The sequence below is a fragment of the Sinorhizobium terangae genome, from assembly GCF_009601505.1.
In the GTDB taxonomy this organism is placed as follows: domain Bacteria; phylum Pseudomonadota; class Alphaproteobacteria; order Rhizobiales; family Rhizobiaceae; genus Sinorhizobium; species Sinorhizobium terangae.
In genome coordinates this window covers 79,396-102,702 of sequence record NZ_WITC01000115.1, presented here as the reverse complement: position 1 = coordinate 102,702, position 23,307 = coordinate 79,396, and the positions used below count along the sequence as shown (strand labels likewise).

Below are 23,307 nucleotides of genomic sequence, written 5' to 3'. Positions count from 1 at the left end.
ACCACCCCAATGTTCCCAGAACGTTCTTTACTTGGCCAAAATCTGAGCTTCGGGCCGATAGGGCCATGACTGCATCAAATTGCATATGAAAGCCGTTTACAGCTTGCGGTGAAATCAGCATATTGCCAACCGGCAACGACAATCGAGAGTTGGTCGTGGCAAGTCGTTAGCCCTTCTTGTCATGCACCACGGGGCCGTCCTGGTCTACGAGCCAGGGCGGCCCTTTTCGTATCTGAAATGGCGGCCGCCAGGCGGCCGGCTTTGCCTTCCTGAAGGAGGGAAAGAGGGCGCTGCCCTCTCTCCCTCACAAGGGAAAAAACGGTCTCCCCGTCCTTCCTCCCCTCGCCTCCGGCTCGCTCCGTGCAGGATCGACGAAACCGCATGCGCGGATTTTGCGTCGCCCCTTCGGCTTGGCCTCGGGCGGGGCGTAATCATTCCCGTCGTTCGGTCGAAGCTGCTGGATCGCACCATGCTCTACACCGCTATAACTCGCGGTATCGAGACCGTCAGTCTCGTCGGCGATATCGATCTCGCAAACGAGATGGTCATGGCGGCCCCAGCAAGCCTCGCGAGAAATACAGCTCTTCAGTTTGGATTGTGAAAGAGCAACAGGATCCTTTGTGAAGCCTGCAACACGACGCCTGCATGTTGCGATTCATCGTGTGACGAAAAGCAACAAACGCCCCTCAATGGCGTGTGCAACACCGGAGTTTGACGTGGCCAACCGGAAACGGCTGCAAGCGAAGGGACTCGACCCACTCACTCACCAAGCTTCAGTGCCGAAACTGCATTATTTGGAACTCCGCGCCTGCCGCGAAGATCCGGGAGTTAGCCTATCAAGCTTCTGATCGTCGCAGTCGGGAGAAACATGCGCAGCGGCATCGATGGCAAAGGCTGGAAGCCGTATCCGGCGTAACGCGCTGCCCGACGGTTGGTCTTTTCTTCGTCACCACAATCGAGAATATCCAGGAGCACGACAGCGATCCCGACCTGCTCGGCAATTCCGGCCAGCTTTTTCAGGCAATCGGCAAGCAGATCGCCGCCGTAACCGCCACCCCTGTAGCGCTGATCGCGGCCGATCATGGAAATGTAGGCGGCCGGGATCGCGCCGTATCCTGGGCGGTTGCGAGCAAAGCGCTCCGGCAAATCCGCGTAGCTGATTGAGTGGGTGTTGATGGCGTAGAAACCGATAACAGTTTTGCCATCACTCTCGGTCATGACGTAGACACGAAGATTATCTGCTTTCGATAGCTTGCTCGCTGTCTTCTTGAAGAAGTTGTCGACCTGGATGACACCACAAGAAAAAGCCGCCCGATCATGCCTGCTGGGGTCGAGCGGCCCGATTATAGGTTTTGAGACTGCGGCATCCGCCATTATTTCGAAACTATAGTCTCGCCATGGCGGTTGAACGCATCTTTCAACTGATCAGTTGGGGCAGGCGGATTATCCAAGGCGTCGAAAAACGCCTGATAGTCTGTTGTCTGCAACAGCGTCGCTTCATGCGCCGCGATCGTGGCAATGGCGGACTGGTAGGCAGCGTTGATCGTGAACGCAGAATCGTCGAGACCGGAAAGTGCCGCGGCACGTTGAATCGTCCTTTTCACACGCTCCTTCGTTCGGAAGTTCATTCGCGCGCTGTTCGGCTCGTCGATGTCAATCGTGACGTCCTTGATTGCTCGCATCATCGCCTCCTGCCACGTTCTTAAACCCGATTACATTGGACCCATGTACGTTATTCAAACGTACATTTCAAGAGCAAAGGAATTCGTTCGCGTACTTTCCACGGAGGACGGTCAATGGGCTGATTAAGTCCGGCGCTTTCGGGCTCCGTGACGCGGACGTTTCGCCGGCAGGGGCAAAGCGGATGATCTCGTTCTTGTCATTGAGCTGAGCGGCGGCTTAGCGAACGATGTCGTGATCAGGTCGGTATCCGCGTTCACTCGTGCCCTTGATGTGGTGGGCTCGAGGCGACCGGTCACTGTCGTCCTGACCTCAGGCCAAGCAGACAAGGAACTGGTCAACGCAATTAATAGGGTTTGCCCCGAGAGTTGAAAAACATTTGGACGAGCATGTTTTGCCTCGACCGGTGGCGTGTCCGAACGACACCCGCTTGGCGGAGCTTGTAAGTTGCTCGGAGAGCTTCCAGTCGATCCGCTTCGTCCTGGTACGCTGGACCCGGCGCGGTGGCGCAAGCGCCCGCGTGTTTTTGGATTTCGCTATGCAGCAGAAGCATCAGACGATTGGAGCAAATAACCCTACAGGCTATAGCCGACGACCCGCCGCATTGCTACTACATAGGCGCTTGCATGATTACCGTCCTATCGATTTGGCATTTATCAATCGGAGGAAGACATGTCTGACGCCGCAACAGACCTTCACCTCGCGTTTGCCTCAGAAATTATACGGGACGCCCTGGCGGACCCGCCCAAGCGACCTGTGGTGCAGTCGTTTTTTGACACTGCGACCTTCACCGTTAGTCACGTCGTGTGGGATCGCTTTTCATCCGCAGGCGCGATTATTGACAGTGTGCTTGACTTTGATCCAGCCTCCGGGCGCACGATGGGCGAATCCGCTCGATCGCTGATTGATTACGTAAAATACGAAAATATTGACGTTCAATGGCTGCTGGAAACGCATGCTCACGCGGATCATCTGTCGGCTGCTTCTCTTCTCCAGGCAGAACTTGGTGGGCAGCTCGCCATCGGCCAAGAAATTATCAGGGTCCAAGAGGTCTTCGGTAAGATCTTCAACGCTGAAACCGAATTCCAAAGGGATGGCAGCCAATTCGATCGCCTCTTCCAGGACGGTGACCGCTTCAAGATAGGCTCTCTCGATGCGACCGTCCTGCACGTACCTGGCCATACGCCGGCCTGCATTGCATACGTGGTCGGTGACGCCGTTTTCCTAGGCGACACACTTTTCATGCCCGACTATGGCACGGCACGCTGCGATTTCCCTGGCGGCGACGCTCGCTCTCTATACCGCTCGATCAAGCGTCTGACGAAACTTCCAGGCGAAGCCCGCATGTTCATGTGCCACGACTACAAGGCGCCTGGGCGGGATCAATTTGCCTGGGAAACAACAGTCGAGGCTCAACGAATGGGAAATATCCACGTTTGTAACGATGTTTCTGAGGACGACTTTGTAAGGATTCGGGATGAGCGTGACGCGACCCTTGCTGTGCCCAAGCTCATCCTCCCGTCGGTCCAAGTCAACATGCGAGCCGGCAAGTTGCCTCCAGCGGAGGACAATGGCGTCCAGTATCTTAAGATACCCGTCAATTTGCTCTGACTTACGGCGGATGCGATGCCTCTCGATCACGCACTCGCTCGAGATCACCGCAATGGTTGTTCCGGCGCTCGCGCCGGCTTCCTCAGGATGGCGGGTAAGCATCGTTCCGGCAGTAGGAGGAAAAACTGCGTGGATATCCGCGAGCTAAGGGGCACAAATTTACTAGGCACTTCGACGATACCGTTACGAGATGCTCTGGCGGCGCCAAGCTCTAACGGCGTTGGCTGTACCGGATGTCGGCTCGGTCTCCACCAGCGATCCCAGAACGCCACCGTGTGGCTGTCGGGCTTCTTGGACGGCTCGGAGATCCGGATGCGTGTAGGCAGCAGGCTGGCGTCGCCGACTACGAGCGACTCGCCCACGTCGAGGTCCGGCAGCAGGTCCCAAAGCTCCTAAGGGAAGTCGGGGAGCAATTGCTTGATCACGCTCTGGTCGTCACCGTTCGTAAGACGCATGGCGATGACGTTGTTGCATTGACTGAGCACCGTCCGGTTGACCTCTGAGGGTCTCTGGTTGATGACCACTAGCCCGATCCCGTACTTCCCTCCTTGGCTATGCGCTCGAAGATCTCCACCGCAACCGCATCTCCGCTGTCCGCCTGCGTCCGTTCGGGAATGTAGAGATGCGCCTCGTCGCAGAGGATGGCGATCGGATGACGCATCTCAGACTCCGTCCACAAGCTTGTTGCGAAGACGACCTGGGCCAGTAGGCTGACCATCAGTGGCAACACGTCAGACGGCACTTCGGAGAAGTCGATGATCTTGACGCCGCCTTTGGCTCGCTGTGCACCCCTGCCGGCGACCAGACGGTGCACCATCGTCGGCAGCCAGTCCATCTGCATGCATTCGGTCGGAGGCTGAAATAAGAACGCAAGGCGCCGGTCGCTACGCTTCGCCTTGAGGCGGGCGATCAGGCGGCTGAGCTTGCCGTGGAAGTCACCCTGTTTCAAAGGGATTTTCTCTGAAATTGGACGGTTCCAAATGACGGCCAATCAGTGGTTTTTGGAACGCCCTTTTTTGCTCCTCGCAGCGGAAGGCGTTCACCCAGCGCGCGATTCGTCAAGCTGTCGCGAAAATCCTAAAAGCTTGCTACGTCACAGGCATCCATTAAGCGCAAATGGATGTGTTGCAGCATGTCGGTCCGCATGTAGCTGTTCAAAAGCATGAGCGAGTGAGTCGGCGTATTCGAAACCGCGAGGCCCAACTTGTCTTCCGGTGGCAGGCCCGACAAACCATGTCGGCTGAAATCTTCCGGCATCGGCTTAGCCTTCAAAGAGTATGGCAGCATAGTCCATTGAACTATGCAGGACATGGACAATGACCACTTGTTCGGCTTCCGCACGGTAGAAAATCAGATAGTTCCCATGTATTCGGCGGCGAATGCCGTACCCTTCATATCGAGGTGCCAAAGGGAAAGCCTCCGGGGAAGTTACGAGGGACAAGCATTTTTGTTCCAGCTCCTCAATGAATGACAAAGCTCGGGATGGGTTTTCCCTCGCAATGTAGTCACCGATCTGCTGTAAATCCGCCTTTGCTTCAGTCGTGAAGCGGACCTTCATTCGGCCGAATCCGGCAGCATGGCTTGGTACCGCTTGCGCAGTTCGCTGAAAACCTCTTCGGAGGCATGTGTACGGCCAGCGTCAGCATCGGCAACCCCGCGCATGATGGAAGCATCGAGAGCAGCAAGGCGCGTCTCGCGGTCTTGAACCAGTCGCACACCCTCGCGCAATACCTCACTTTTCGAGCCGTACCTGCCCGAATCAACGAGATTCTGGATGTAGTTTTCAAGCTGCTTGCCAAGATCAGCACTGATCATGTGAATTTCTCCAACGGTCGTGGTACTTCCAAGATAATTCTTTTATCAACTATTATCAATGGAAGGCCCGCCACAGCTTCGGGCCGACGGGGCCAATTTCGCTCTGGAGATCACTAAAGTTCATCCCTGATCGGAAACATGTCCTCGCCGTAGTGGTGAAGCTTGGTGTGATGTCGGCGGCATAACCACCGCACTTTCAAAGGCTCGTCGTATTGATCGTGATGGGCATCGACCGCTTCGATCCCGCAGACCTCGCACGTTTGCTTTTCCAGCTCGCCTGCCTTCACTGCTCGCTGCACAGCGAGATGAGCATCATACTTATTTGGATTGGCACGGCGCCAATTCGCTTGGCGGGTATTGGTTTTCAGCATCGCTGCTCCTGCCTTTGTACTCTCGTTTCAGAGATCCCCCGTAAGTGGGCTACTCGTATGGTGTCGTTATCCTCCACAGAGGAGCCTCAAGACGCTGTTTGATCGTGCGTCGGTTTTTTTCTGCTTGGCCACAAGAGCTGGCTGATCGTACTCTGAGAGACACCGAATTCCTCGGCAAGGGCAGCGAGCGTCGCCCCATCCCGCTTTTTCCGTTCAATCGCAACGCTCCGGCTCGCTTTCGATGCTGTCATTCCCACATCACCCCATGAAACGAATTGTCGTGAACAGGCATACCACGATGTAAATCGTTCTTCATTTGTTTTCCCATGGATGTCTCCTGATTCCACAGGCACATCCTTCGGACCAGGCTCTATTCCGCCGCGGTGATTACGCCGGCTCCACGGAACCCAAGGGGTTCCGCACATTCGCGTGACGATCGTTTGTACGATCGACGATATCTCGCCGGAATAGTTGCGCCACCTGGCGCGGAATCCGTTTGCCATAGAGGCGGCCGAGGGCTTTGCCCTTCTCTCACCCAAACAGCCTTCCGCCCACCTTCCTCTACTGCGCTCTCGCTCCGTTCTGTGCAGGCGGTTCCCCGCGAAGGCTATTTTCCCCTTCCAGCCCACCGCTCACGCGGCCCCGGAAGCAGGACGCGGCCCTGCTTCGCGGTCCAAAGGGAAAGGAAGGAAACCATGTGCGAACCCACTTTTGAAGAATGGTTCGAGAGCTTCGCGGGCGGGCTGGCACGGCTCGACGGCCAGCCGCTCGATTTCAATCAAGCCTATGATCGCTACCTGCCCGCCTTCGAGAACGGCATTTGCGGCGGCTCATGCGCTCGCCATGCCGCCGGCGCCGGGGGTCGAGGAATGGGAGGACGCCGAATGATGCGTTTCGCTCCCCTCACCCGCGATTTCTACATTCCGAAAGGCTTCGTGAAGGTCACCGACAAGGCGAGCGACGCCATTGTCTGCGTCTGCACGAGCGCCAAGGATCGGCCCGCCGCGATGGCGTTTCATGGCAAGGCGCAGAAACCGGACTGGCACCACACCTTTGCCGGCGAAGCCGCCCGCGACTTGAAAATCCACGAACATTTCGAAGGTCGCCGCCGTTGGGCCGAATGGAAAGCAGGAACGCCGCGACGAGCGCAAGAAACCCCACGGTTTCGAAGTCGGGCATATTCTCTATGCCTCATGGGGCTACGAGCAGACCAATATCGACTTCTATCAGGTGACGAAAGTCATCGCCCGCCACATGGTCGAGGTCCGCGAGGTCAGCCAGATTGCCGCCGATACCAGCAATGAGCCGTGGATGACGGGAAAGGTTGTCCCGAAACTCGACGCCTTCGCCGGAGAGCCGATGCGCCGCCGCGTCAATGGCCGCTCCATCGGTCCGCATCGACACGGTGCGAACCGCATTTCTCTGGGACGGACGCCCGGTCAACTGGACCGGCTACGCCTGACCCTCCCCGCCGCTGACGTTTCCGATCAACGCTAGCATGAGGACCGGGCAAGGCTTGGCTCGCTGCTCCGCTATGCTCCCCCAATAAATGACGAGAGCGGCGAGGATTCCACTCCAGTGGCGATGGCCGCAGAAACTCCTTTGAGGAATCAGCACCCGGCGCGGGAAGGCGCCGGGTTTTGCATGCCGGCGTAAGAGTGTCATTTCGCCCTTTTCTGTAATGGCGGATAGCTGCTTCCGGCCCGGGGTCGGCCCGCCCGCAAATCAGACGAGAGGCGCCCTCGCCCCGCCTCTCGTGCTCTCCCGCCGCCCTTCGATGACATTTTTCCGCTGTGCGATGGCCCTGAATGCTGCTAGAAGCCATGCGACTCAGTCGTTTTTCTCTAAAATGTGCCGTCTGGGTAGGCGATGCAGGTACCCCACGGTGGGGGATGATTTCCACCCAGGTGGGGGCCGAAACGTCACCACTAAGTAGCCTAATCGTCCAGCCCTATACGCCAGTAAGGCGAAACACGGATAGGCAGGTACGGTAGAATTCTAGCCGACCAGCTTAGCGGGGGCCTATTGAAGCTGCGGGCATTCTCGCTCACATTCTCGCTAACTTCAATTTAGCGAGACCCAAATGACCACAGCAGAAAACACCGTCGTCGCCTTTCCGACGAAGCCTGAAGACCCGGCTCCCAACAGTTTCGAAAAGATCCGGAGCAAGAAGGTGAGAAGCCATGGCTACGCGGCCATCCCGACGATCCTCATCCGTTCCCAGCATAGGCTCGGCATCAACAGCACGCAGTTCTGTCTTCTGATGCACCTGCTTGATCTGTTCTGGTCGCCAGATCGCCCGCCCTTCCCTACCAAGCAGCAGCTCGCCGATCGCATCGGCATCAAGCCCTCCAGCATCAAGCCCAACATGAAGGCCCTGGAGCAGGCAGGTCTCATTCAGCGGGTGCAGCACAAGACCGCGGCGGGTGACTGGGGAGCCAACACCTACCACCTCGACGGGCTCATCCAGAGGATCAAGGACCTCGAGCCGGACTTTGCGCTGGAAAAGAAGAAGCGGCAGGCAGAGAGGAAGCGTGTAGAGACACCCAAGGGGAAGAGGCCCAAGGAATGACAAGGGTACTCCAGAAATGAATTACCCCGGCCGCATGCCTAGGGCAGAGACGGTACCGGGGTTTACAGACACAGATATATACAGGGGTGGGGGAGAAATCAACCCCATAGGTACCATGGCGATAGACGACGATAGACCCTTCCCGGGCATAGAGGACACGCTGTCAGCCGACAGGTTTGGTACCTATCTGGGATGGGAAGGGGGTGACCGCAACAAGGCTATCGTCCTCTATACCCTCAATACCCTGCTGAGTGAGAGCCTGTACACGCCCCTCCATATGCTGGAGGTGGCGCTACGTAACCGCATCCATCAGGTGATGACCAAGGCCCATGGCGACACCTGGTTCGACATGCCGGAACATCAGGCCAACCCCATACAGGCCGACATGATCGCCAAGGCTCGCAAGGAACTCGCCGAACAGGGCAAGGACGACACGCCAGCGCGTATCGTGGCGGCCCTCACGTTCGGTTTCTGGACTGCGATGCTCGGCAAGGAATACGAGAACCTGTGGCAGACGACCCTGAAAGACATTGCGAAGCGCGAGGATGGCAAGGGCCTGCGGCGCAAGGATTTCACGAAATCTCTTGGAGCGATCCGCACCCTTCGCAACCGCCTGGCCCATCATGAAACGGTGCTGCATTGGGATTTGCGAAAACACTACGCAAATATCCTGCAGTTAACCGGCTGGCTCTCACCCGTTGCCGCCGAGTGGTGCAAGGCATGTAGCCGTTTCGAAAGCCTCTATCCAGAGGAAGGGCTGGTGCTGATATTCAATGTTGTGCAACAGGAGCAGGCGGATTGATGTGGACCGCTACTGTCGTGTCATGACGACCAACCGAATAGCGGCACAGAGCGCTCCTAGTCACCGCCCGTCGTGCAGTTTTCCATGTCTATCGACTGCTGGCGGGCGCCCGTCACCCGCAAGTCCAAGGTTCCGGCCCTCGCTATGCCGCCCGCCGGTCCCAGGTCGCGAATGGATCGGGAAGGTTGCGCCAGAGCTCGGGCGCAAAGACCCGGCTGTCGATGAGGCAGGCATCGAGTTCCGCGCGGATCTTCCCCTCGTCCATCGGATCGGCGCCGATGAAGACGATCTTCTGCCGCCGGTCGCCCCAGATCGGATTGAGATAGGGCTTCAGCATCTGCACGACGCCGGGCCATGGCTTGTCGATGAAGGCGTCATTAATCGAGGAGCGAAGCAAGCCGTGGAACCCGAACATGGTTTGCGACCCCGTGCAGGAAAAACCCCTGGAGATCATCGAGGACAAGCGGAAGCCGCCAAGAAGGTCCCGAAGGTCAAGGGTACTGGCGAAGAGCCGACCTACACCGGCAACGTGATCGACCTCATGTCGGCGCTGAAGCAGAGCCTCGAGAAGGACAAGCCGGGCCGGAAGAAGAAGTCTTAAACTAAAGATGGAGCCGTTATCCCTGCCGGCGCACTTCGATGAGCATCCCGCAACAGGCTCGCGTGGGGGGAAAACGCGAGTGCAACGGGCCTTGTCATCAACCGTTCCTGCCCTGGCGCTTTTTGAGTTTCTTTGATCAGTTTGGACGAAGGCGGACGAGAATGCCTTTCTGTGCTTTGCCGGATCGGTCCAGCTCGAACTTTGCCGTCGCTTCGACGAGATCGCTCAGCCGAGCAAACCCATAGTTCCGGGAGTCGAAATCTGGCGATTGTTTTGCCACGTGACTGCCGACGGCACCGAGATTGGCCCAGCCGGTCTCATCGGACACGGCAACTACGGCGTTTCGGAGCATGGAGAGCAGCGAATTATCCCTGGCGTTTTTCGTAGCCTTTGCCTTCGCCTCGTCCTGCGCGGCAGCGGTTGCCAGGACTTCTTCTCCCGGCGCTTTCAGCACGTCGAAGTAGACGAACTTGTCGCAGGCCGTGATGAACGGGCGAGGCGTCTTCCGCTCGCCAAACCCGTATACCGTAACGCCCTGTTCGCGGATCCTTGCTGCGAGCCTTGCGAAATCGCTGTCGCTTGAGACAACGCAAAAACCGGAGAAGCGGCCCGTATAGAGCAGGTCCATCGCATCGATGATCATTGCACCATCGGTAGCATTCTTGCCGGATGTATAGGAGAACTGCTGGACCGGCTGGAGAGAATGCTCAATCAGGCATTCCTTCCACCCATTGAGATTGGGTTTGGTCCAATCGCCATAGACACGCTTGACGCTGGCAGTGCCGTAGTTGGCGATTTCAGCGAGCAGGCCGGCAATGATCTTCGGCGAGGCGTTGTCACCGTCGATCAGGAGCGCGAGCGTCGAAGGGATGTCGTTTGCCATGGCTGTTTTTCGCTTTCGTTCGCGAAAGTTGCACGTCTAGTATACTGATCAAGCGTCATCTATTCGGCCGCGACGATCTCGAGCCTGGTCGCTCCGACCTTATCAAGATCGTGGAGCCGGACTCCGGGGCAGACCTTCCGCGCGATGTCTGTGAGGTGCCGGTGATGCGTCAGGTAAATGACCTGGCCATGCTGCGCCATCTCCGCAAATAGCTTGAAGGCTTCCTCCGCGCGAAAGTCGTCGAACGTTTCCATGATATCGTCGGCGATAAACGGCACCGACACCCGGTTGCCGACGAATTCGTGATATCCGGCCACCCGGAGGGCCAAGTACAACTGAAAGCGAGCGCCCTTGGAAAGCTCGTCTGCAGCCTTCGAACCGCCAGCCGCCGTTACCGCGATCAGAACGTCTCCATCCTTGCCTGGCTGGGCGGCGACGCCTTGATAGGCTCCGCGGCTTATCGTCCTGAAGGCCGCCGACGCCCGAGCCATCATGCCGCTGCGATGACGATCCCTGTACAGCCTGAGACCGTGCTCCGCGGCTGCAATCCCCGCGCGCAGTTCCATGTATCGGCGAGCGCCGTCCTCTATTTCCAGAAGCGTCGTTCGCCGCCGTTCCTCGATCTCCGCGACCATCGAATCGCCCCCGATGGCATCAATGGCGTCCTGCGCCTTAGAACGGTCTCTGAACACTTCGCTGCACCTGAGGTCCTGATCCTCCAGGACTGGCGTAAGGCGGGCAAGCTCTTCATCAAGGTCCACCTTGTCTGCGACTCCGACCAGTGTCTCGACGCCTGCGATGTCGCTCGCACCGCTGCTTTCGACAAGTTCCTGCTCCAGCTCAAAGATCGATCGCGACAGTTCCCGACGCCTGCCTGCCAGGTCGCAATAAGCCTCGACCTCGTCCAGCGTATCTACTCCGAAGAACTCGATCATCTTGCGCGCCCGTGCTTCCAAAAGCTGCTGCTCCAGCCTCAGGCCGTGCTCCTCCTTCCGGACTGCATCGAGATCGCGCACCAGTTTTTCTAGGCGCTCCTGGTTAAGGCCCGCCCCTCGGACCTTCTCGACCACCGCTTGGGCGAGCTCGCTCGGTGATCCGTCCGACGGGATCGAGAGCATGCTGCAGAGCTCAAGCACCCTCGCCTGAAACTGGGCCTTGTCCTTCTCCATCTTTTGAATGCGGTCGATCAATGTGTCCTTGGTCTCTATGGCTGATGCAAGCTTTTCGAGCGTCGATAGGATCTCCGTGACCGCATCGACGCTGGGAAGGCCATTCAGCTCGCCAAGCCAGCATACTTCGCAGGTCGCTTTCCAGACCAGAGTCCATTCTTCCGTCGCGCGCTCCGCTAAGTGGAGCGTGTTTCGGCGCTCCACGACGTCCTTCCTGAGACGCTGCATCTGCCTCGCACGAGAAAGCGCTTCGTTATACGCTTCCAGCGCTTCGTCCGCAGCGGATGCCAGTCCTGCTAGATCGGCGTCCGGATGGAAGCCCACTTCGGCAGCATTCAACGCCTGCGTTAGCAAACGTCTCGCTTGAGCTAGGCGATCCCGGACGTCGGCCATATCCTGCTCGACGGCGGCAAGATCATCCCGCGCCTTGAGAGCTGCATCTCGATTACAAAGCCATTCTTCCAGTTCCTGCGGATCGGCCGCGAGTCGAAGGTCGGGAGAGATCGTGCTCATCTTCTCAGCGACCTCTGATCTGAGTTTCTCGAGCTCGCCCTCGGCCCGCCTATGGGACTCAAGAACCGTTTGGATGTCCGATCGCACTGTTGCGCGGCGCTGCAGAAGCTGGTTGAGCTTACCTACCTCCGCATAATGCAGCAGGCGTTGTGAGAGAACACGATCGTCGGCCCTCATCGCTGCCTCGAACAAGTCCGCCGACGCGGCGTCCATCGTCTGACGATGTTCCGCCCACGCCCTGTCACGGGACATGCGACTTGCCGTGGCGGTAGCCTCATCGATATCGCCGGCCTGACTACGCAACGCTTCTATCTCGGCCTCTAGCCGCCGAGCCTCGGGCTCGAGCCGCTCCAGCTCCGAGCGCGCGGACCTTAAGGCTTCTTCGTTGCTCTTGAACAGCTTCTTCCAGCTTTCAAGTGTCGCGGCCGAAGGGCACACCATCGTACCGAGTTCGCCAACGGCGCCGCGCCAAGGTAGAAGGCGGCTGATAGCTTCTGATAGCGCGCCGGACGCGGCGTCGCGCCGACGTGAAAGCGACCGAAGCACGAGCTCATCTTCGGACCGGGGCTGCGCCTTCAAAGTCGCGGCAAGCAGTTCGAAGGCCTTCGTCCTTTCCGCCGAATGGAGCGCATCGGCCTCCCGAAACCCGATGCCTTCCTCCGCCAGGGCGTGCTCCGCCTTCGCGAGTTCGTCCGCGGCGCCGGCTTTGCGAGCATCTACGCCGGACTTCGAGGCGATCAGCGCTCTCAGTGTTCCCACCGTCGCAGCGTCGAGAACAAGCCGACTCGGCGACGGTTCACCCGGTCGCCCTAGAAGAAGGAGGATGCTTTCGATCGAAAGCTCGGCCGCACGCGCTGAAAGCTTTGGTATGTCCTTCTCTGCCGTGAGATATCTGGCCTTGAGCTCAGAAAATTCCTCCATACTAGCGGCAAGCTTGAGCGCGACGGGATCGGCTTGGAGGCCCGCAACCTCCTCGTCCAGAGAGGCCGACGAACGGGAAAGGTCCTCCAGCTTGACGCGGTGCTCGATCTCCTTGCTCTTTAGCTGAGGCAATTCCTGCCGCCACGATTCCGGCGGCTCCGGAACCACCTCCAGGTCGGCAAGCTTCTGCCGAAGTCCCGATAGCCGCCCCATGTGAGGCGTTGTCTGCAGGATGCGCCGAATTTCGTCGATCCGTTTCTGCGTTTGCGTCCTTTCCGCGATGGCACTGTCGTAAAGCCGGCTCAATCGATCCCTCTCGGCGACAAGCCGCTGGAAGTCGCTCGCTTGCAGATCGATTGCCTCGCGTTGCTGCTTTAGATCCTGTAGCCTCGCCTTCAGGTCGCCCAGGCCGCCGCTGCGCGCACGGTACCTGTAGAAGGCGTCGGTCTCGCCGCGGATCTCGATGAGTTGGCGGCTAAGGTCAGACAGCCCTGCGCTTGCGGAGAAAAGCAGCTCCCCGAGGTCGCCTTTGCTTGCAAGAATGTTTTGTCCGCCTCTCTCAAGCGTCTCGTCGTCAAGAGAGAACATCGTCGTGAAGGCGTTCCGGTCGATGCCACCAAGATCGGCCCTTATCATAGGGTCGGACAGAATCCGCTCCTCGCCGTCAAGGAGGCTGTTCTGCGGACGCTTGATTCGGACGAATTCTCGATCTTGTCCGGCGACGCGGATGTTCGCGCCTATCCGCATCGACGCATATGGATGCAGGAAGCCGTATTTGCTCGTGGTGCCGATGCCGAAGATCAGGTCTAGGATGGCGTCGGACGTAGTCGACTTTCCGGCTTCGTTCGGCCCATAGATAATATGAAGATCGGGCGAGCCAACGGGACAAGGACCGAAATCGATGACGCCATCGGTGAATTTGCCGTAACGCGTCAGGTCAAGTCGGTTGATACGCATCAGTCGACCTTCTCACGACGAAGACGCGCCAAGACTTCGGCGGATCCGTCCCTGGCAATGTTGGCGAGAGTCTCCTCGAACGATACCTCGTCGGAACCGAACATCTCGCGAAGCTCGGCGGGAAGCTGCGCACGCAGTTCCTCGGCGATGGCTCTGAGCTCCTGCTGATAGCCTTCCGACCGAGTCACTTCGTCTTCCATGATGGTAGCCAGCTCGCCTGCCGCTCCCAACCGACTGTTGACGCTGCCAGGAGGCAGGCAGACGGTTTGCACCTTGTCGATCCAGAGGCTTCCGATGTGCGCCCCGCGGGTCTCCAGCTCGGTGCGGACGAGGTCGAGATCGCGTCGCAAGCGCCAAGCCAGGTCGCTGCATCCGGTTATCTGGACGCGTGCCACAAGGTGTTGCGCGGTGACGGACGCACGGAGCTTGTGGAGGCCAGACGAGACTTCGCCGATCATGCCCTTCCAGTCGGTCGCCCCCGACGCGTCGACGGCGAGGCGCTCAAATTGCACTACCGCCGTCGACCGCTCCTCGACCACGATCGACCGGTCGTCCCTGATCGTGACCAGCGACACCGACTTGGGCCCGTCTTCATTGATGTCCCTCCCCTGAGGCATGCCAGGCATTACGATGACCGAGGCGGGGTCTTCGATCACCGACCGCTTGTGGATGTGACCCAGAGCCCAGTAGCGGAAGCCGCTCTGCTGTAGGTCCGCGACACTGCACGGAGCATAGAGGTCATGCTTCTCCGATCCGCCGAGACTGGTATGCATAATCCCGATGTTGACCGCGTCCGGGACAGGAAGCGCGTAGTGTCGAAGCAGGCTTTGCGGGGCGTGCGGCTTCGCGAAGCTGAGGCCATGAATCGCAATGGGAGAATGGCCGGCGCCGTCTATCACCACCGCTTCGGCGCTCGCCCCGAATACCTTCACCGTCTCCGGCATCACAAGCTCCGTCGTAATTTTAGACAGGGCGTCGTGATTGCCTCGGATGATGAACGTTCGAACGCCCGCCTCATGAAGACGCCGAAGCTGCTCGGCGATAAAGCGGGCCGTTTTCATCGAGGTCTGATCGCCATCGTAGAGATCGCCGGCAAGAACAAGCGCGTCCACCTGCTCTTCCAGGCAAAGATCGACCACGCGAATGAAGGCCCGCCTCGTTGCCAGACCGAGCAGTTCGGAGAGTTCCGGATTGCGCAGAGCGAGCGTCTTCAGAGGCGAGTCGAGATGAACGTCGGCGGTATGCAGGAAGCGATAGGCCAATTGGATCCCTCAAGCATTGACCTGCATTCATATGGCATCGATTGAGTCGATGCGACAACGAATTCGCGTTCTGTTCTGATCTCCACACGTTTGTCCGATTTCGATAAGAATGCTCCGCCTACCCCTCGGCACGCCTGCCCGTCTGAGCAGCAAACAGCTGCTCGAACTTGTCCGCGGGCCTGGGTTCGTCGCCGCAGTCGAAGATCAGCTTCCGCGCGGTGAAGGCGGCTCAGCGGTACTCGTCCTCGAAGCTGAACTCCTTGCCCTGCGGGGACCGGCCTGCGACTGCGTGAAGCCTCTGGTGAAGCCAAGCTTCAGGTTCTTTGTCTCGAAGGCGCCATTGTCACATGGACATCGAGGCTCAGAGTGCGATCGAACTCCTTCAGCCGATGATCGTCGCCGAAGTAGCGCGGTGGGGTCGTGGAGGTATACATGAGCCATATTCCGGGTCGAGCCCCTGGGTGGTCGACTCCGGGCACGTCTTCTCTGTTGATGGAACTTGACCTGTCAAGGGACAAGAGTGGAGATGTTGCTCGCTTTCGAGCTGATAAGCCACATCTAGACCTGCAAGAGAATAACGTTGAACAGGAAATCACCGGTCTATCTGAATGCGCTGCGAGCCTTCGAAGCGAGCGCGCGTCACGGAAGCTTTTCAGGCGCGGCCGAGGAGCTCAATGTTACCGCTGCTGCGGTCGGACAGATGGTGCGTGGTCTTGAAGAATGGCTGGGCATGCCGCTGTTTAATCGCAGCACGACCGGCAAAGCCCGGCTCACCCTGACCCAAAACGCAGAGCGCGCCTTACCGGACATCCGGGTGGGCCTCGACCGTCTGGGCATGGGACTGAATCGGCTTCGCGAGTCCGCGACTGGGGGTATTCTCAACGTTACCGTCAGCCCCGCCTTTGCCGCCAAATGGCTGCTGCCACGCATCGATCGTTTCCAGATGAGATGCCCGGACACCGACATTCGGCTCGAGACGAGTTTGAAGCTCATCGACTACAAAGCTCATGGTATAGATGTCGGCGTGCGATATGGCGACGGAACCTGGCCGGGCCTTGTTTCGGAAAAACTGATGGAAGAGGAAATCTTCCCGGTCTGCTCTCCAAGTTTCGCCGATGCGAGCAGTCTTGCCGAACCTGCCGATCTCACACGGACCACACTCATCCACGACCTTTCCGTCGATCCAGCAATTGGTTTCGTCACTTGGGACATGTGGCTGCGCTCCGCCGGTGTGCGCGAGGGCCAAGCACAAAGAGGCATGAGGATCGACAATTCGGCGGCGGTGCTCCAAGCCGCGATCGAAGGGCGCGGCGTGGCGCTGGCGCGCAGCATTCTGGCGCGCGACGATGTGGCTGCGGGTCGGCTGCGGCGGCTCTTTCCCGAAGTTCAAGTGACTTCGAAGCTGGCCTACTATGTGGTTTACCGTGCGGAATACTCGTCGCTTGCCAAGCTTCGCACGTTCCGGGATTGGCTCATCGAGGAAGCGACCGCCTCCCAAGCTTAGGGTTAGTCTCAGGCTATTCGACTCGCATTGAATTGGTGACATGCGCCATATCGGCAAAGATTTTCTTTGCAGCGGCCAAGAAACTCTCATTTGTCAAATCGCCCCTCAAGCGGCATTCAATCGCGTTGATGGGCGCTGCGATAATCACCCGGATGCGCTCGTCAGGGATGATCGGCCGGCAATCCGGCGCATCAAACGGGAAAAGGATGATTATGGCCTATCTGGAAATCACGTTGCAGATTACTCCCGAAGACCGCCGTGCTGCCGCAGGCGTCTATCGGAAGTACAAAGAGCCCTTCCTCTCGCAGATCGCCGGCCCTCAGTCTTTACGATGAGCTCATCCGTGTCACCAAGCATTCTGATCGTTGGCGGTGGGCTTGCCGGCCTGACCGCAGCCCGTCTCCTCTATCAAGCCGGTATCGACTTCAAGCTCCTTGAGGCCCGCGATCGCCTGGGCGGCCGAATTCTGTCTGTCGACGCCACTGGTAAACTATCGGGCGACGGCTTCGATCTGGGCCCGTCGTGGTTCTGGCCGGGCATGCAGCCGGCCATGGGCGACCTCGTCCATCTTCTCGGGCTTCACTACTTCGAGCAGAACAGCGATGGCGATGTGATCTTCCAGCGGATGTCCCGCGAAGCCCCTCAGCGCTATCGCGGAATGCAGGACCCGCAGTCCATGCGGCTCGTCGGCGGCACGGGTGCGATCATATCGGTGCTTGGCGAAAGCCTGCCCGCACAAAGCGTTCAGCTCGGTGCGCGGGTGACGCATGTCTCGCTCGAGGGCCAAGAGGTCGTTGTGCAGTACGTCGCTGCAAGCGGATCGTCCCATAAACAGCGGGCGTCGCATGTGCTGTTCGCACTGCCGCCGCGTCTGCTTGAGGCAAAGGTTCTGTTTTCGCCCGCTCTCGACGTCACGACATCGGAACGATGGCGACGTACCCCGACCTGGATGGCGCCGCGTGCAAAGTTCTTCGCGCTCTACGACCGCCCATTCTGGCGCGACGCCGGCCTCTCCGGCACGGCGCAAAGTATGGTGGGCCCGCTCGTAGAGATTCACGATGCGACAACCGCTTCGGGCCGGGCTGCTCTGTTCGGCTTCGTCGGCGTTCCCGCCGAGCAACGCGCAGCCGTCGGACGAGATGCGATCGTCGCGGCTTCGGTCCAGCAGCTTGCTCAGATGTTCGGCCCGCAGGCCGCCAGTCCCCGCGCGACATTGTACAAGGACTGGACGGACGACCCGTTGACCGCGACGGCCGACGACAGGCAGGCGGGCGGCCATCCGATCCCCGACCGACGGCCATGGGTCAATGGCAAATGGCGGGATTACATCTCGCTGGCTGGCAGCGAGACCAGCCTGAGCGAACCCGGTTACCTCGCCGGCGCGGTTGAAGCAGCCACACGAACCGCGAACGAGATCGTCAGCAGGCTGAACAGGTCCGAGAGACCCGCGTGCGCTGCTCCGTCCCAAGCATCCCGAGCATAGGGATTGAGAACCATGAAGACCACATATCGCGCCATGCAGGTGACAACACCCGGCACTCTCGAGCTGGTGGAACGTGAGGCGCCTGAACCAGAGCGGTGCGAGGTGCTGATTGCCGTCGAAGCCTGCGGCGTCTGCGGCGCGGATGCGAGCGACATCGACAAGGCCGATCCGACACTGAAGCCACCGCGCGTTCCCGGTCACGAGGTGGTCGGCCGCATCGTTGCCGTTGGCGCAAACACGCCGTCGATCTGGAAGATCGGACAGCGCGTCGGCGTCGGTCGTCTCGGCGGCCATTGCAACGAATGCAGCGAATGCCGCCGCGGCCGGTTCAATCTGTGCCGCAATCAGCCGATTGTAGGATCCTCCTGCGACGGCGGTTACGCCGAGATGATGATTGCGCGCGCGACCGGGCTCGTCTCCATCCCCGACGAACTGTCGTCCGACGAGGCCGCGCCCATCCTCTGCGCGGGCATTGCCACCTTCAACGCGCTGAAGAAATCGGGCGCCGAGGCAGGTGATACTGTTACCATTCTCGGGATTGGCGGCCTCGGTCATATGGCGCTGCAATACGCCCGCAAGATGGGATTCCGGGTGGTGGCGGTGGGCCGCGGAAAGGACATCGCCACGGACGCGATGAAGCTCGGAGCGCATCGCTATATCGATACGAACAGGGAAAATCCTGCCGACGTAATCAATGCGATGGGCGGCACGAAAGCCATCTTCACCACGACCGGCAATCCGACGGCCGTTGCCACATTGATGCCCGCACTTGCACCGGAAGGTCGTCTGATCGTGCTTGGCGTTGGTAAGGATCCGCTGCCGGTGTCGACGGGTTACCTGGTGGGAGCCGAACGCGGCGTGACCGGCTCGATCACCGGCTCCCCGTTCGAGAACGAGAAGACGTTGGATTTCAGCGTACTGACCGGCGTGCGGCCGATGATCGAGCCCATGCCGCTGGAGCGAGCCCAGGACGCTGTTCAAAAGCTGAGGTCCGGTGACGCGAAGTTCCGGATCGTGCTGACGAGATGAGACCAGACCAATGCTCATCAATGAAGACCTGACAAAACCCGTGATCGTCCATTCGGCCAAGCTCGACTGGGTCCCCAGTCCCTCCGCAGGCGTCGATCGCCGCATGCTTTACCGCATCGGCGGCGAAGTCGCGCGTGCGACCTCGATCGTACGCTACGCGCCGGGAAGCGCCTTTCCCCGCCATGTCCATTCGGGCGGCGAGGAAATTCTCGTCCTCGAGGGCACGTTTCAGGACGAGCATGGCGACTATCCGGCAGGATGCTACTTCCGCAACCCGCCCGGCACCTCGCATGTGCCGGCGGCGAAAGACGGCTGCACCATCTTCGTGCGCCTCTGGCAGTATCGCAAGGGCGACGACATGCAGATCGTTCGCCAGCCCGGCGAGGGCGAGGCAGCGCCGTTGCGCGAGGGAGCCGACGCCGCGCGTGTCCTGTTCGACGACGGCGAGGAACGCGTATCGATCGAGCGCTGGCGGCCGGGTTCGACGGTAATAGTTGAAAATCCCCGAGGTCTCGAGTTCCTCGTGCTCACCGGCAGCCTCACGGTTGAAAGTGAGCAGCTGGGACCGCAGAGTTGGGGCCGGTTGCCTCAAGGGGAGCGGTTCGAGGCACTAACAGGGCCGGCGGGTGCCGAGATCTGGGTCAAGGATGCCCTGCTCCAGCACCCCGACGTGTTGCAGATGCCGGCCTGATCACACTGCTATTTCCAGGAACCTGAAAGGACGCTCGAATGGGGATTGTCGATCCGAGGCTTCGCAACAGGGCAGTTGTCCCGGAACAGCATGAAATCGCCTCGAGGAATGTCCGGGTGTTGACAGCGGCCCAGCCTCTCGGCGAAGCAAACTCGCCGATCATCGTCTCGCTCGTCGGCCTCGTCGGCCAGCACCTGGCGTCCGAGCCTGCAGGCGCCACCTTGCCGGTCAGCCTGGCGGTGATGCGCCGCTTCGGCCGTAGAACCGGCTATGTCGCGGGCGCCACGCTTGGCGTTGTCGCCGGGCTCCTCGCGACGATAGGAATAGTCCAGACGAGCTTTCTCGTCTTCTAGCCCGTCCTTCTGGTTCGGCGACGAGGCGATTTTTGCCCTTGAGGCCAGCTTCGCTGAACGTCAGCGGCAACTCGACGCGACCGTGCTCCTCTTGCCGGTGGCCTGGAAACGCCGCGCTGCGACCCGGCCCGAAAGGGGAACACTCGTGACATGCTTGGGGGCATGCATGAGTTCGAGGAGCGGCTTCGCTCACGCGGTTATGGCGATCTTCGGATTTCCTCCGAGGTCATGGCGGGAAAGGACCATCAGTTCCGTGAGACCTGACTTTGCCTGGGGCATCAAGGCAGCTCTTGGCCATTAGTAATGTCATCAGGAGCGGGTGAGCGCCCCATCTCGCCTGCAAGCTTCAGGAAGCCATCGATATAGGAAGTCTTTTCCTCGCCGCGGCGCACGCCCAGATTGATACTTTTCCCAATCCCGGCCTCGCCGAGCCGCAGTGCCCGGATCGGCATGCCGGCAGCATCCTCATTGAGGAGCCAGTCCGGAAGCACCGTCACACCCCTGCCCGCGCAAACGAGTTGCAGCATGAGGTCGATGGTTTCGGCGGTGCGATGCTGACGTGGCCGGCAATGTGCCGGAACGAGGAACTTCGTGTAGATGTCCAGGCGTTCCAGGGTCACCGGCACGGTGATCAGTTCCTCGTCGATGAGATCGTGAGGCTGCACGCTCGATCGGCTGGCGAGCGGATGCGTCTCATGTACCATCAGGACAAGCTCGTAGTCGAAGACAGGCGTGAAGATAAGGTCCGGCGCTTCGACTGGATCCGGAGTGATGAGCAGGTCGATTTCATAGCCCAGGAGCGCTTCGACGCCGTCGAAACGGAAAGCGGTCCGGACATCGAAGTCGACGTCGGGCCATCGGATCAGATAGGGCGTGGCAACGCGCGTCAGCCAGCGTTGGCAGGGATGGCACTCCATGCCTACGCGGAGTGCGCCGCGCCGTCCGAGCGCGAAGTCGGTCAAGACCCGCTCCGCATGCTCCATCTGCGGCAGGACTCGCTCGGCGACGCTAAGCAGGTACTCACCGGTCTGGGTCAGCCGCAAACCCCGGCCAGTTTTCATCCAGATCTTGATTCCGTGCCGCTCTTCGAACTTGGCGACCGTGTGGCTGAGCGCCGATTGCGTGACGTTCAGTTTCTCGGCGGCCGCAGTGACACTGCCGCGACGGCTGACTTCCCTCAAGATTGCCAAGTGTTGTCTATCGATCATTATGATGCTTGATCATGGCTGGATGAAAACAAACCATTTCCGCTCATAATGCACAGGAGCTATCCATTTCGTCAACAGGCAGGCTGGAGCCAGCCCAGACGGACGAAAGGATATCGCAGTGACGAAGCTCGCAATCGCCCACCATCGGCAAGCGGACGACGCCCCGGCATCGTCGATCTTCGACGAGGTCATCGACCGCAAGAACAGCAACTCGATGAAGTGGGCCTATGCCGAAAAGCTGCTTTCGCGCGACGAAGCAGCCGCCGATCCCTTGCCGATGTGGGTTGCCGACACGGACTTCAAGGCGCCGCAGCCCGTTATCGATGCGCTTCATGAGGCCGTTGACCATGGTGTCTTCGGTTATCCGGGAGGCGCAACATCATCCTACCTCGATGCTGTCGTCGGCTGGCAGCAGCGGCGTTTCGGCTGGGACGTTGCCAAGGAGTGGATCCTGCAGACCTCCGGCATCATCACGACGCTGAAGACTGCGGTGCAGGCGTTATCGGCGCCGGGCGACACGGTGCTGATCCAGCCGCCGGTCTATGCGCATTTCCACAACGACGTCCTGCTGAACGGCCGACACCTCGCCTATGCGCCTCTGGAATTCACAGGCGACGGTTACCGGTTCAACGCGAAGACTTTTGAAGCGGCCATTCGCGCCAACACGAAGATCTTTATCCTGAGCCACCCGCACAATCCGACCGGCAATGTCTGGTCGGAGGACGAACTCAAGACCATGGGGGAAATCTGCGCCCGAAACGGCGTCCTCGTCATCTCCGACGAGATCCATGAGGATTTAATCCTCAAACCGCAAAAGAAGCACGTCCCCTTCGCCTCTCTCGGCGAAGCGTTCGCCCAAAACAGCATTACCTGCACCGCGCCCAGCAAGACCTTCAATCTGCCTGGCCTGCAGAGCGCCAATGTCTTCGTCCCGAACAAGCGGCTTCGGGAAGAACTGCACCGCCACTACGAGCGCAATGTTTTCGAACTGGTGAACGTGCTGGGGATGGTTGCCGCCGAGGCTGCCTATGCCCATGGTGAGCCGTGGCTTGAAGAGATGCTCGACTATCTCAGGGCCAATCACGCGCATTTCGCTGAGACGATCAACCGTGCCGATCCGCGTCTCAAGGTGTTGCCGACCGACTCTCTCTATCTCGCCTGGATGGATTGCCGCGGCCTCGGCATGGACGCGGAAGGGCTCAACAAGTTCATGCTGACCAAGGCCCGCGTCTGGCTCGACAAGGGACAGAAATTCGGGATCGAAGGCCATGGCTTCATGCGCGTCAATCTCGGTTGCCCGCGCGCGACCGTCGACGAAGCAATCCGTCGTATCGCCTCTGCCGTTGCGGAAATCTGAATGGAGCGATCAATGTCACAGACAATCCGGCAACGTCTGGCCGAGCTTCACGTCGAGCTGCCTGCAGCGGCCAGGTCCGCGGCCAATTATCTTCCGATCATGGCCAGTGGAAACCTCGTCTTGACCTCCGGCCAGTTGCCGCTCGCCGATGGCAAACTGATCGCGGCGGGCCTGCTTGGGCGGGATCTCGATGTCGTAGCAGGCGCGCTTGCGGCCAGGCAATGCGCCTTGAACATCCTGGCGCAGGCGGAAGCTAATCTTGGCAGCCTCGAGAGGATTGCAAGGATCGTCAAGATCACGGTTTTCGTGGCATCCGCTCAGGATTTCACGGAACAGCATCTCGTTGCCAACGGCGCCTCAGACCTGCTGGTCGCCGTTCTCGGCGACAATGGCAAGCATGCCCGCTCTGCCGTTGGCGTCGCAGCACTTCCGATGAACGCCCCGGTCGAAATCGAAGCAATCATCGAAATCGCGAACGAAGCGTAGGCATCGGCGGCCTCGGCCGCCGATGATTTTTATTTGGGA

At 59.6% G+C, this 23,307-nt stretch carries 25 protein-coding genes and 1 pseudogene; 15 read left to right on the top strand and 11 right to left on the bottom strand.

Features of this window, described 5'->3' with window-relative positions; all coding sequences use genetic code 11:
- Nucleotides 1–469 precede the first annotated feature (469 nt).
- On the top strand, nt 470–601 hold the full coding sequence (locus GHK62_RS34925; protein WP_268833823.1) for a hypothetical protein: 132 nt from the start codon (nt 470–472) through the stop codon (nt 599–601).
- 227 nt (nt 602–828) lie between these two features.
- Here the strand turns inward: GHK62_RS34925 and GHK62_RS26265 are convergent, their stop codons facing one another.
- Nucleotides 829–1,374 carry a GNAT family N-acetyltransferase gene (locus GHK62_RS26265; protein ID WP_153441942.1) on the bottom strand — a complete coding sequence of 182 codons (546 nt, stop codon included), beginning with the start codon at nt 1,372–1,374 and terminating at the stop codon, nt 829–831.
- Nucleotides 1,374–1,682, bottom strand: coding sequence for a type II toxin-antitoxin system TacA family antitoxin (locus tag GHK62_RS26260; RefSeq protein WP_153441941.1), 309 nt, complete (start codon nt 1,680–1,682; stop codon nt 1,374–1,376). Before GHK62_RS26260 ends, GHK62_RS26265 begins: the two co-directional genes overlap by 1 nt.
- Before the next feature lie 670 nt (nt 1,683–2,352).
- Between GHK62_RS26260 and GHK62_RS26255 the strand changes: the two genes are divergently transcribed.
- Nucleotides 2,353–3,291, top strand: a complete 939-nt coding sequence (locus tag GHK62_RS26255; RefSeq protein ID WP_153441940.1) for an MBL fold metallo-hydrolase — start codon at nt 2,353–2,355, stop codon at nt 3,289–3,291.
- 523 nt (nt 3,292–3,814) lie between these two features.
- Here the strand turns inward: GHK62_RS26255 and GHK62_RS26250 are convergent.
- The 4 genes from GHK62_RS26250 to GHK62_RS26235 form a co-directional block, all read right to left on the bottom strand.
- Complete coding sequence (locus GHK62_RS26250) at nt 3,815–4,240, bottom strand: ATP-binding protein (RefSeq protein ID WP_153441939.1); 426 nt, start codon at nt 4,238–4,240, stop codon at nt 3,815–3,817.
- A 312-nt stretch (nt 4,241–4,552) separates the two neighbouring features.
- Nucleotides 4,553–4,849: a type II toxin-antitoxin system RelE/ParE family toxin gene (locus GHK62_RS26245; RefSeq protein WP_153441938.1), complete on the bottom strand. Its 297-nt coding sequence runs from the start codon at nt 4,847–4,849 to the stop codon at nt 4,553–4,555.
- Entirely contained in the window at nt 4,846–5,106 is a 261-nt protein-coding gene (locus GHK62_RS26240) for a type II toxin-antitoxin system ParD family antitoxin (protein ID WP_153441937.1), read from the bottom strand. Before GHK62_RS26240 ends, GHK62_RS26245 begins: the two co-directional genes overlap by 4 nt.
- 113 nt (nt 5,107–5,219) lie before the next feature.
- Nucleotides 5,220–5,477, bottom strand: a complete 258-nt coding sequence (locus tag GHK62_RS26235) for a hypothetical protein (RefSeq protein WP_153441936.1) — start codon at nt 5,475–5,477, stop codon at nt 5,220–5,222.
- An 884-nt stretch (nt 5,478–6,361) separates the two neighbouring features.
- Here GHK62_RS26235 and GHK62_RS26230 point away from each other — a divergent pair.
- From GHK62_RS26230 to GHK62_RS26220, 4 genes are all read left to right on the top strand, one after another.
- Nucleotides 6,362–6,781 (top strand): hypothetical protein, encoded by a 420-nt coding sequence (locus GHK62_RS26230; protein WP_234887062.1) that lies wholly within the window; start codon nt 6,362–6,364, stop codon nt 6,779–6,781.
- A 7-nt stretch (nt 6,782–6,788) separates the two neighbouring features.
- Nucleotides 6,789–6,974 carry a hypothetical protein gene (locus GHK62_RS34545; protein WP_234887061.1) on the top strand — a complete coding sequence of 62 codons (186 nt, stop codon included), beginning with the start codon at nt 6,789–6,791 and terminating at the stop codon, nt 6,972–6,974.
- 586 nt (nt 6,975–7,560) lie between these two features.
- Nucleotides 7,561–8,049 (top strand): helix-turn-helix domain-containing protein, encoded by a 489-nt coding sequence (locus GHK62_RS26225; RefSeq protein ID WP_153441935.1) that lies wholly within the window; start codon nt 7,561–7,563, stop codon nt 8,047–8,049.
- 115 nt (nt 8,050–8,164) lie between these two features.
- The gene (locus tag GHK62_RS26220; protein WP_153441934.1) at nt 8,165–8,851 is read left to right on the top strand and encodes an Abi family protein; all 687 of its coding nucleotides are present in this window, start codon (nt 8,165–8,167) and stop codon (nt 8,849–8,851) included.
- 142 nt (nt 8,852–8,993) lie between these two features.
- Here GHK62_RS26220 and GHK62_RS34540 read toward each other — a convergent pair.
- A pseudogene (locus GHK62_RS34540) lies at nt 8,994–9,182 on the bottom strand (GTP-binding protein); the annotation flags it as partial.
- A gap of 69 nt (nt 9,183–9,251) precedes the next feature.
- Between GHK62_RS34540 and GHK62_RS26210 the strand changes: the two are divergent.
- On the top strand, nt 9,252–9,452 hold the full coding sequence (locus GHK62_RS26210) for a hypothetical protein (protein WP_234887060.1): 201 nt from the start codon (nt 9,252–9,254) through the stop codon (nt 9,450–9,452).
- 136 nt (nt 9,453–9,588) lie between these two features.
- On the opposite strand, the gene GHK62_RS26205 is transcribed toward GHK62_RS26210, so the two are convergent.
- The 3 genes from GHK62_RS26205 to GHK62_RS26195 are packed head-to-tail and all read right to left on the bottom strand — an operon-like array spanning nt 9,589 to nt 15,157.
- Complete coding sequence (locus tag GHK62_RS26205) at nt 9,589–10,335, bottom strand: NYN domain-containing protein (protein WP_153441932.1); 747 nt, start codon at nt 10,333–10,335, stop codon at nt 9,589–9,591.
- 59 nt (nt 10,336–10,394) lie between these two features.
- Nucleotides 10,395–13,895 carry an AAA family ATPase gene (locus GHK62_RS26200; protein WP_153441931.1) on the bottom strand — a complete coding sequence of 1,167 codons (3,501 nt, stop codon included), beginning with the start codon at nt 13,893–13,895 and terminating at the stop codon, nt 10,395–10,397.
- Nucleotides 13,895–15,157 carry a metallophosphoesterase family protein gene (locus tag GHK62_RS26195; protein ID WP_153441930.1) on the bottom strand — a complete coding sequence of 421 codons (1,263 nt, stop codon included), beginning with the start codon at nt 15,155–15,157 and terminating at the stop codon, nt 13,895–13,897. Before GHK62_RS26195 ends, GHK62_RS26200 begins: the two co-directional genes overlap by 1 nt.
- Before the next feature lie 580 nt (nt 15,158–15,737).
- Here GHK62_RS26195 and gcvA point away from each other — a divergent pair.
- From gcvA to GHK62_RS26165, 6 genes are read left to right on the top strand one after another with little or no spacing between them, the layout of a single operon-like run.
- Nucleotides 15,738–16,661, top strand: a complete 924-nt coding sequence (gene gcvA / locus GHK62_RS26190; protein ID WP_153441929.1) for a transcriptional regulator GcvA — start codon at nt 15,738–15,740, stop codon at nt 16,659–16,661.
- A gap of 35 nt (nt 16,662–16,696) precedes the next feature.
- A complete protein-coding gene (locus tag GHK62_RS34015) occupies nt 16,697–16,996 on the top strand; it encodes a hypothetical protein (RefSeq protein WP_153441928.1) in 300 nt (99 codons plus the stop codon).
- On the top strand, nt 16,993–18,144 hold the full coding sequence (locus GHK62_RS26180) for a flavin monoamine oxidase family protein (RefSeq protein ID WP_153441927.1): 1,152 nt from the start codon (nt 16,993–16,995) through the stop codon (nt 18,142–18,144). Before GHK62_RS34015 ends, GHK62_RS26180 begins: the two co-directional genes overlap by 4 nt.
- A 12-nt stretch (nt 18,145–18,156) precedes the next feature.
- Entirely contained in the window at nt 18,157–19,173 is a 1,017-nt protein-coding gene (locus GHK62_RS26175) for an alcohol dehydrogenase (protein ID WP_153441926.1), read from the top strand.
- A 10-nt stretch (nt 19,174–19,183) separates the two neighbouring features.
- Nucleotides 19,184–19,864: a cupin domain-containing protein gene (locus GHK62_RS26170; RefSeq protein ID WP_153441925.1), complete on the top strand. Its 681-nt coding sequence runs from the start codon at nt 19,184–19,186 to the stop codon at nt 19,862–19,864.
- 38 nt (nt 19,865–19,902) lie between these two features.
- On the top strand, nt 19,903–20,217 hold the full coding sequence (locus GHK62_RS26165; protein ID WP_184108871.1) for a hypothetical protein: 315 nt from the start codon (nt 19,903–19,905) through the stop codon (nt 20,215–20,217).
- A 278-nt stretch (nt 20,218–20,495) separates the two neighbouring features.
- Here GHK62_RS26165 and GHK62_RS26160 read toward each other — a convergent pair whose 3' ends face one another.
- Nucleotides 20,496–21,425, bottom strand: coding sequence for a LysR family transcriptional regulator (locus GHK62_RS26160; protein WP_153441924.1), 930 nt, complete (start codon nt 21,423–21,425; stop codon nt 20,496–20,498).
- 118 nt (nt 21,426–21,543) lie between these two features.
- Between GHK62_RS26160 and GHK62_RS26155 the strand changes: the two genes are divergently transcribed.
- Both GHK62_RS26155 and GHK62_RS26150 read left to right on the top strand, forming a co-directional pair.
- Entirely contained in the window at nt 21,544–22,782 is a 1,239-nt protein-coding gene (locus GHK62_RS26155; RefSeq protein ID WP_184108873.1) for a MalY/PatB family protein, read from the top strand.
- Nucleotides 22,783–22,794: 12 nt separating this feature from the next.
- Complete coding sequence (locus GHK62_RS26150; RefSeq protein ID WP_153441923.1) at nt 22,795–23,268, top strand: RidA family protein; 474 nt, start codon at nt 22,795–22,797, stop codon at nt 23,266–23,268.
- The last annotated feature ends 39 nt before the right edge of the window (nt 23,269–23,307 follow it).